The following is a 7,782-nucleotide window of genomic DNA, read 5'->3' on the forward strand; positions in this document are numbered from 1 at the left end:
TACCAATTACTATTTTTTACTTATAAAATCCTTCACCAGCTGATGTGCTTCTTCTAAAGCAACTTCTAAATCGTAATTCTTTATAACAACATCAAATTGTGGTGCAGTGGCTAATTCAACAGAAGCTTTAGCGATGCGCATATTAATTTTGTCTTCACTTTCAGTAGAGCGCTTTTTCAAGCGAATTTTTAATTCGTCGATACTTGGTGGCTTAACGAAAACTGCTAAAGTTTCGTTTGGGAATTTACTTTTAATTCTTAATCCACCAGCGACATCAATATCAAAAATCACATTTTTTCCTAATGCCCAGATGCGTTCTACTTCACTTTTTAAAGTTCCGTAAAAATTATCGCGATAGACTTCTTCCCATTCGAGGAAATCGTCATTTTTGATGTGTTTTTTGAATTCTTCGGTAGATATGAAATAGTAATCCTTTCCGTTTACTTCCTCACCTCTAGCGTCGCGTGACGCTGCAGAAATAGAAAATTCTAAATTCAAATCATCTTGTGCTAGTAAATGTTTCACGATAGTTGTTTTTCCAGATCCTGATGGTGCTGAAAAAACAATTAATTTTCCTCCTTTGTTCATTATTTTTTAAGTGATTAGTGAATAGTAATTAGTGATTAGTTTAGCATAGTGTAATTCCTATTCACTAGTTACTAATTCCTCTATAAAACATTCAATACCTGTTCTTTTATTTTTTCCAATTCGTCTTTCATCTGAACGACTAATTTTTGCATTTGAGCATGATTAGATTTAGAACCCATAGTGTTGATCTCGCGACCCATTTCTTGAGTGATAAATCCTAATTTTCTTCCGTTAGCTTCCGTTCCGTTAATAGTTTCTAGGAAATAATCGAGGTGATTTGTCAAACGCACTTTTTCTTCAGTAATGTCTAATTTTTCAAGATAATAAATCAATTCTTGTTCGAAACGATTTTCATCTACGTTTACTTTTAGTTCTGAAATTGCTGTTTGCAAACGATCTTTGATTGCTTGAACACGTTCTGGATCTAATGCTAAAGCGTCATTCATATATTGGCGAATATTTCCAATTCGCAATTGAAATTCTTTTTCTAATGACATTCCTTCATCTTTTCTAAAAGTCAAGATGTTTTGTAAAGCTTCTTCAATAACAGTCTGAATTTGTACCCAATCGTTTTCGTCAATTTCATCGCGCTCTATTTTCATAGTATCCGGCATCCGAATCGCCATTTTCATTAGTTCCGTTTCATCAGCATCAGCGTCCACTTCTCTCAATTGATTGATATAGGCTTTTACAATTGGCACATTTACTTTTGTAGAAGTTTGTTCAGCAGTGCTTTCGATAAAAATAGAAAAATCAACTTTTCCTCTTTCAAGTTTTAATGCGATTTGGTTTCTTAATCCCAGTTCCATTTCTCGATATAGCGAAGGCATTCTCACATTTAGATCTAAACCTTTGCTGTTCAAAGATTTTACTTCTACCGTAATTTTTTTGGATGGTAATTGCAAAGTTGCTTTACCAAAACCTGTCATTGATTGTATCATATAATTTTCTAAAAGAGGGCAAAGATAGTAAAAAATTCCCCCTGACCCCCGAAGGAGAAATTTGAATATAGTTCTATTCCCCTCCTTTGGAGGGGTTAGGGGAGTATGTCACTAAGTAAACTCCAATAAATATCAATAAAGCTGAAATAATTTTGACCCAACTCAACTCGTCTTTTCCTAAACCTATCGCAAAAATTGTTGCGAACAAAGGTTGCAAATAGATAAAAACAGCTACTGTTGTTGGTTTTAACTCTTTCATAGAAAGTAAATTCAGAAGGTACGTTAGGAAAGTCGAAATAATAACGACAAACACTATTTTCCAAGAAATATCAGTAGGAATTGCGGACCAATCTACAGCTTCAAATTGGCTCCAGCCAAAAGGCAACACCATTATAAAACCAAACAAATAAATCCATTTTACAAAAGCAAAAGCATTGTATTTATCCATCAATTTTTTGACAATAATTAAATAAAAACCATAGGAAATTGCATTTACTAAAACTAAAAAATTCCCGAGTCCTGCATTAGTCGCGCTTCCAATAGATTTTCCATACAAGATAAGAAATCCCGTTCCTATCAATCCTAATAGAATCCCAAAAATCATTCGACTTTTCATTCGCTCTTTCATTATTATAGCTGAAAGCGCTAAAACAATCATGGGCGTAGAAACCATAATTACAGCGGCTGAAATAGGCGAAGTAAGACTTAAACCTTTGAAAAAAGTAAGCATGTTGAAAGCCACCCCAAAGAATGCTGCAGCAATTATTCGAGGAAAATCAGCAAGTTCAATAGTGCTATTGCGATCTTCTTTTTTAGAACTTAGCAATTTAATAAAAAACCAAACCAACCAAAACAAGATTACCGATCCACCTACACGCAATAAAATAAAACCGTAGGCATCAATATATAAAGGCATTACGTCCTTAGCAATCGTAAAGGTTACACCGTAAATTATAGAGACAATCGTAGCTCCTATCAGTGCAAGATTTCTTTTAGACATTTCCTAAAGCGAGCATTACTTGGTGCATATTTTGCTGTGTATTACCTATGTAAATTTTGTTATTGATAATAAAAACAGGACGACTTAAAAAGGTATAATGCTCTAAAATGTATTTTTTATAATCCTCTTCGGTCAAGGCTTTGTTTTTTAAATCCATTGATTTGTACAACTGTGCTTTTTTACTGAAAAGTGATTCGTAACTTCCAGAAAGTTCGCGCATTTGCTCTAATTCTTCAACAGTTATAGGATCTTGTTTAATGTCATGAAATTTAAAATCATGGTCTTTCGGTAATGATTTTATGATTTTTCGGCAAGTGTCGCACGAAGCGAGATAATATATTTTGTCCATAATAAGGGTAGTTTCGTTGTGCAAAGAAAAATAATTTGGCACTGAAAATGATCGATTTTTTATAAAAGTTCTTAAACTAATATTTGTATTTTTTTTAGGAGCTATTCCCGCCATACATTTCAATCTCTAGTTCTTTACCCTTTTTTTATAAGTCATAAAAGGAGCTTCCTGCGGTCGCTCTTTTCTTCCTGAAAAAAATAGGTTTAAGCACTAGAGGATTTTCATTACTGTCAGGGCTAAGATATTGGAGAGATAGCTATTTTACTGCTAAATAATCATTCACTTCAGTATATGACAATAATAGTTCTTTAGCTCCATCAGCATACGATGCTACTTCGTATGAATTATAATAAAGCAATAATCCTTTGTCAGTAAAGAATATATTTTGTGGTAACTGAAACATTTCTTTTTCAAACATTAAACCGGTAGAATTAATCGATTTGCTTGCTGGAATTTTATATTTAGCTCTGAATTTTTTTTCAGCCAAAGCTTTGAAAATCGCTTTATCAATAAAAAGTTCGTCATTAGTTATAGATTTTCCCGTGTTAGGATCAAAAAGTAGCGAACGTAAACCTTGATAACCATGAGCGCCTCCGGTGTATGTATAATGATTGATTTCTATATTCAATATATTTTCTGATTGGTATTTTACACTTCCCTTAATGTCAGCTTCCCAGCCAAATTTATCCTTTGGAAACTCTTTTTGGAGTTTTTCATAGGAATTAATAAATGATGTTAATAATCCATTATAATCCTTAGAAGTGTATGGCTTTTCGCCAAAATAAATAATTTCTTTTAGAACTGAAAAAACTTTTTTATTGATACTGTCTGCTACTACAGGAACTGCATTTGCAACAGGAATTTTCACACTAATTGATGGACAGTCTCCAGTACACGGCAAAGTAGTTTTCTTCTGAAAAGACTGCTCTTCAAAAACTAATTCGTTAGAACATTGCGCTACTGAAAAAAGCAATAAGGTGTAGATTATAAAGTATTTCATGTCAAAAATGTTAATTAAAAACAAAGGTACTTACTTGTTTCTTGGTTAGATAAAATTAAAGGGTAAATTTGCAAAACAATTTTGCATCAAAAATTCAACTTATGAAATTTAATACTAAAGTTATTCATGGTGGTCAACATCATGATCCAAGCACTGGAGCTGTTATGCCTCCAGTATATCAAACATCAACATTTATACAAACTAGTCCAGGGAAACCTTTAAACCCAGATTATGAATACAGTAGAGCTGCAAATCCTACTCGAAGTGCATTAGAAAATGCATTAGCTAGTATAGAAAATGGAACAAGAGGATTAGCTTTTTCATCAGGACTAGCCGCGACTGATTGCGTTTTGCGCTCTTTTAAATCTGGAGATGAGATTATAGCTATGGATGATTTATATGGAGGGACGTATAGAATGTTTACTCGTATTTACAAAGATTCAGGTATAAAATTTCATTTTGTAGACATGAATGACATGGAGATATTCAAGTCATTAATTAATGAAAACACAAAATTAGTTTGGGTAGAAACCCCTACTAATCCATTGATGAAATTAGCTGATATTCAAGAAATCGCTAAAATAACCAAAGAGAAAAAAATTCTTTTTGCTGTTGATAATACCTTTGCAACTCCTTATTTACAGAAACCTTTAGATTTAGGCGCTGATATCGTAATGCACTCTGCAACAAAATATCTAGGTGGACACTCTGATGTTATTGCTGGAGCTCTAATTGTAAAGGACGAAGCGCTAGGCGAACAATTGCATTTTCAACAATTTGCAACTGGTGCTACCTTAGGACCGATGGACAGTTTCTTAATTTTAAGAGGAATAAAAACCTTGCATTTACGTGTGGAAAGACATTGTGAAAATGGAGGTAAAGTAGTAGAATTTTTGAGTAATCATCCGAAAATTAAAACCGTTTATTATCCAGGATTACCAAGTCATCCTTATCATGAAATCGCTAAAAAGCAAATGAGTGGTTTTGGCGGAATGGTTTCTTTTACTTTTGTTTCGGGTAAAAAAGAAGATGCAATTGACTTTCTTGAAAAAGTAAAAGTATTCACTTTAGCAGAATCTTTAGGTGGAGTAGAATCATTAGCAAATCATCCTGCTTTAATGACACATGCTTCAATTCCAGAAGAAAAACGAAAAGAAATTGGAATTACTGATGATCTAGTTCGATTAAGTGTAGGTATCGAAGATGCAGATGATTTGATCGAAGATTTAAAACAAGCATTAGCATAAAGCCACTGTTTATATAAAAAAAGCTCCAATTTTCTGAATTGGAGCTTTTTGCTTTTATAGAATCAAGTCTTTTAATTATAAATAATAAATGTACCCCACATTAAACCAAACCAGCCAATCATTAGCTTTATTTTCTTTGTAAATAGCTGGATTAGGATTCAAACCATCTACCCAGTTTGAAAAGAAATATTGTCCTCTTAGATCAATCATTAAATCAGATAAGGTTGTTAATTTGTAGCGTGTTCCCACACTAGAAACTACAGACAATACAGTTCCACCTTCAGTTGAAAAGCCGTAAGGTCTTCCATCAGTTGGGGTTAAGTATTTTGGAAATGTTGTCAATGGCGTTCCTAAAGGCCCTAATGACGAAGATGCTTTAGCCGTATAATAACTAAACTGACCTCCAAGGCTAACAAATGGAGCTAGTCGACCTGTAGTAGCAGAAAATTCTCGAACACTTAAAGGGAAATATTCAAGCTGTACTCCTAAGTTTGTAACTGCTGTACTTCCAGTCATCGCTCGTAATTTCTGAGCTCCAGTTGTAGTTTTGCTTTGCGCAACCCACTGGCCAAAATGTTGCAATTCAGTTTTATTATAGGAAAGTTCAGTTCTAAATTTAAAATGATCGTTAAAGTAAGTATCTGGAGTGTAGCAGTTGCAATCTTCTTTATATGAAAAATTTAGATAATGTATAATTCCTATACCAAGTCCTGTATTACCAGCATTAGTAGAGAGGTTTGATCTTTGGCCGTAATCAGATTGAAAAGCAATTGGTCCAGCAATAATTCCTACTTCATGGGAAAACCCACCAAATTGAGCAATTGTCGTACTAGGCAGCCCAAAAAGGATTAATAAAAGAAATAGAATTTGTTTGGTCATTTGTTGGTGGAATTTTGCAATCCTTACAAATATATAAAAACATCAATCATTTGGAAAATAAATAAAAATTAAAAAGAAAGCGATAAATTCTTATTTGCTTGCGAAATTCTTAATAAAAAGCTTTAAAAGTGTTTGTGAGAAATATAATTATTGGTGAATTCTTAATATAAAGATAATTCTATTGATAGATTAAAAAAAATATGGCTGAATATTTTATAAAATGTATATTTGTGATGTATTACGATATCGTTTTCTTAATTTAAACATATATTCTATGTCAATAAAAATAAATGATTTTATGGCTCAGGTTGAAGCCAAAAATCCAAATGAACCTGAATTCATTCAAGCAGTTAGAGAATTTGCAGAAACAGTAATTCCATTTATCGTTACTCAAAAAAAATATGACGGTAAAAATCTTCTTTTAAGGATGACAGAGCCGGAACGTTCAATCATATTCCGTGTTCCGTGGGTTGATGATAAAGGAGAAATACAAGTAAATAGAGGATTCAGAATTCAAATGAACTCTGCAATTGGACCATATAAAGGAGGGATTCGTTTTCATCACACTGTGAATTTATCAGTATTGAAATTTTTAGCTTTCGAACAAGTGTTTAAAAATAGCTTGACTACTTTGCCAATGGGTGGTGGAAAAGGAGGTTCTGATTTTGATCCACAAGGTAAATCTGATGGTGAAGTAATGCGTTTTTGTCAATCATTTATGACAGAATTATGCAGACACATTGGACCACAACTTGACGTTCCTGCTGGAGATATTGGTGTTGGTGCAAGAGAAATTGGATATTTATTTGGTCAATATAAAAGAATCAAAAATGAATTTACTGGAGTTTTAACTGGTAAAGGATTGGCATACGGAGGTTCATTGATACGTCCAGAAGCAACAGGTTACGGTGTAGTTTATTTTACAGAACAAATGTTGCAAACTATAGGCGAATCTATAAAAGATAAAAGAGTTGCTATCTCAGGTTTTGGAAATGTAGCATGGGGAGTTGCTTTAAAAGTAAATGACCTTGGAGGGAAATTAGTAACAATTTCTGGACCTGATGGTTATATTTATGACGAAGAAGGTATCTCTGGTGAGAAAATCGACTTTATGGTTGAAATGAGAAACAGAGGAGATAATAGAGTAGAAGCGTACTTAGAAAAATTTCCAAACGCAACATTCCATAAAGGAAGAAGTGTATGGGAAGTTAAAGTTGACGTTGCAATTCCTTGCGCTACACAAAATGAGTTGCACGATGAAGATGCTAAAAAATTAATTGCTAATGGCGTTATGTGTGTTACAGAAGCAGCAAATATGCCAAGTACATTAGGTGCAATTAAGGAATTCTTAAATGCTAAAGTACTTTTTGCTCCAGGTAAAGCAGCAAATGCTGGTGGTGTTGCAGCTTCGGGATTAGAAATGACTCAAAATTCTATTCGTTTAAACTGGACGAGTGAAGAAGTAGATTCAAGATTAAAAGAAATTATGAAAGGAATTCACAATCAATGTAAACAATACGGTACAGATGCTGACGGTTATGTAAACTACGTAAAAGGAGCAAATATCGCTGGTTTTGTAAAAGTTGCTGATGCAATGCTTGCTCAAGGAGTGGTATAATTAAATTTTTACAATTTTTAATAAACCTTCTATCATTTACTTGATAGGAGGTTTTTTTTTAGTTATGTCCCGTCCTGAAATAGCGATACACAAAAAAGTATCCTTATGGAAAACCTAGAAGTAAGTCGCTATTTAAAGCGAACCCAAAAAGATTATTCAA

Annotated in this window: 8 protein-coding genes; 2 read left to right on the forward strand and 6 right to left on the reverse strand. The window is 33.3% G+C overall.

All coding sequences use genetic code 11. The features are described from left to right. Positions 1-9: 9 nt before the first annotated feature. From gmk to RCH19_RS10475, 5 genes are all read right to left on the reverse strand, one after another. Positions 10-588, reverse strand: coding sequence for a guanylate kinase (gmk, locus tag RCH19_RS10455; RefSeq protein WP_343023173.1), 579 nt, complete (start codon positions 586-588; stop codon positions 10-12). Positions 589-668: 80 nt separating this feature from the next. After that, positions 669-1,529 (reverse strand): YicC/YloC family endoribonuclease, encoded by an 861-nt coding sequence (locus RCH19_RS10460; RefSeq protein ID WP_343023174.1) that lies wholly within the window; start codon positions 1,527-1,529, stop codon positions 669-671. A 73-nt stretch (positions 1,530-1,602) separates the two neighbouring features. Continuing rightward, a complete protein-coding gene (locus RCH19_RS10465) occupies positions 1,603-2,529 on the reverse strand; it encodes a DMT family transporter (protein ID WP_343023175.1) in 927 nt (308 codons plus the stop codon). Further along, entirely contained in the window at positions 2,522-2,878 is a 357-nt protein-coding gene (locus tag RCH19_RS10470; protein ID WP_343023176.1) for an ArsC/Spx/MgsR family protein, read from the reverse strand. The genes RCH19_RS10465 and RCH19_RS10470 overlap by 8 nt, the downstream gene beginning before the upstream one ends. A gap of 256 nt (positions 2,879-3,134) precedes the next feature. Then, a complete protein-coding gene (locus RCH19_RS10475) occupies positions 3,135-3,878 on the reverse strand; it encodes a DUF3298 and DUF4163 domain-containing protein (RefSeq protein ID WP_343023177.1) in 744 nt (247 codons plus the stop codon). 92 nt (positions 3,879-3,970) lie between these two features. Here RCH19_RS10475 and RCH19_RS10480 point away from each other — a divergent pair, with 92 nt between their 5' ends. Next, on the forward strand, positions 3,971-5,125 hold the full coding sequence (locus RCH19_RS10480; RefSeq protein ID WP_343023181.1) for a cystathionine gamma-synthase: 1,155 nt from the start codon (positions 3,971-3,973) through the stop codon (positions 5,123-5,125). Positions 5,126-5,200: 75 nt separating this feature from the next. Here the strand turns inward: RCH19_RS10480 and RCH19_RS10485 are convergent, their stop codons facing one another. Next, the gene (locus tag RCH19_RS10485) at positions 5,201-6,004 is read right to left on the reverse strand and encodes a glutamate dehydrogenase (protein WP_343023178.1); all 804 of its coding nucleotides are present in this window, start codon (positions 6,002-6,004) and stop codon (positions 5,201-5,203) included. A 274-nt stretch (positions 6,005-6,278) separates the two neighbouring features. Here RCH19_RS10485 and gdhA point away from each other — a divergent pair, with 274 nt between their 5' ends. Beyond that, the gene (gene gdhA / locus RCH19_RS10490; RefSeq protein WP_121924843.1) at positions 6,279-7,622 is read left to right on the forward strand and encodes an NADP-specific glutamate dehydrogenase; all 1,344 of its coding nucleotides are present in this window, start codon (positions 6,279-6,281) and stop codon (positions 7,620-7,622) included. Positions 7,623-7,782: the final 160 nt, after the last annotated feature.

It is taken from the genome of Flavobacterium sp. PL12 (assembly GCF_039123485.1).
Taxonomy (GTDB): Bacteria; Bacteroidota; Bacteroidia; order Flavobacteriales; family Flavobacteriaceae; genus Flavobacterium; species Flavobacterium weaverense.

Excerpts from the sequence above, each read along its gene's own strand:
- RCH19_RS10465 (WP_343023175.1), bottom strand. The coding sequence starts at position 2,529 with ATGTCTAAAAGAAATCTTGCACTGATAGGAGCTACGATTGTCTCTATA.
- RCH19_RS10470 (WP_343023176.1), bottom strand. The coding sequence starts at position 2,878 with ATGGACAAAATATATTATCTCGCTTCGTGCGACACTTGCCGAAAAATC.
- RCH19_RS10475 (WP_343023177.1), bottom strand. The coding sequence starts at position 3,878 with ATGAAATACTTTATAATCTACACCTTATTGCTTTTTTCAGTAGCGCAA.
- RCH19_RS10460 (WP_343023174.1), bottom strand. The coding sequence starts at position 1,529 with ATGATACAATCAATGACAGGTTTTGGTAAAGCAACTTTGCAATTACCA.
- gmk (WP_343023173.1), bottom strand. The coding sequence starts at position 588 with ATGAACAAAGGAGGAAAATTAATTGTTTTTTCAGCACCATCAGGATCT.
- RCH19_RS10485 (WP_343023178.1), bottom strand. The coding sequence starts at position 6,004 with ATGACCAAACAAATTCTATTTCTTTTATTAATCCTTTTTGGGCTGCCT.
- gdhA (WP_121924843.1), top strand. The coding sequence starts at position 6,279 with ATGTCAATAAAAATAAATGATTTTATGGCTCAGGTTGAAGCCAAAAAT.